Source organism: Streptococcus sp. GMD5S (assembly GCF_000298715.2).
Lineage (GTDB): Bacteria > Bacillota > Bacilli > Lactobacillales > Streptococcaceae > Streptococcus.
This window is the reverse complement of the sequence record NZ_AJRG02000057.1, coordinates 1-698: the sequence shown is the minus strand read 5'-3', so window position 1 is coordinate 698 and position 698 is coordinate 1. Positions and strand designations below refer to the sequence as shown.

The following is a 698-nucleotide window of genomic DNA, read 5'->3' as shown; positions in this document are numbered from 1 at the left end:
CAAGGAGATTGACGAACGATGATTGGTTGGATAAGCCCATTTTCTTTGATTGACTGAGCTAATTCCTTTAGTTTATCTGCATCAAATTCTTTCCGAGGTTGGTAAGGATTCTTTTGTATTTCAGAGATAGAAATCATTTCAAATTTTTCCATGATTCTACACTAACATATCTTTTACTTTCTGTAAAGTTTTCTTTACACTGATGTCAATTAAGACTCTAAATCACTAGAATTCTTATCTAGTTTAATTGAGGTTGTTTCCTCCTTACCATTACGGTAGTAGGTTACTTTGATAGTATCTCCAATAGCATGATTGTAAAGAGCGTGTTGTAGGTCTGTTGATGAAGCAATCTCTTTATCGTCAACTTTGGTAATGACATCGTATTTTTGAAGATGTCCATTTGCTGGCATATTGTTTTGAACAGATCGAACAACTACACCTGAAGTGAGGCCACTTGGAATGTTAAGTTTTCTAAGATCACTAGCTCCAACATTTGATAGATTGACCATTTGAATTCCAAGGGCAGGACGAGTTACTTTACCATCACTTTCAAGCTGTTTAATGATATTTTGTGCATCGTTTGAAGGAATTGCAAAACCAAGACCTTCTACAGATGTTCCACCATTACTTGCAATTTTACTTGATGTTATACCAATTACTTGTCCTTGAATGTTTACAAGTGGACCACCAGAGTTACC

2 protein-coding genes are annotated in these 698 nt (G+C 35.4%); both read right to left on the bottom strand.

What is annotated here, in order from left to right; all coding sequences use genetic code 11:
* The coding region (locus GMD5S_RS0209775) for a ParB N-terminal domain-containing protein (RefSeq protein WP_029710693.1) at positions 1-152 on the bottom strand (152 nt) is incomplete at its 3' end.
* 57 nt (positions 153-209) lie between these two features.
* The coding region (locus GMD5S_RS0209770; protein ID WP_016893890.1) for a S1C family serine protease at positions 210-698 on the bottom strand (489 nt) is incomplete at its 5' end.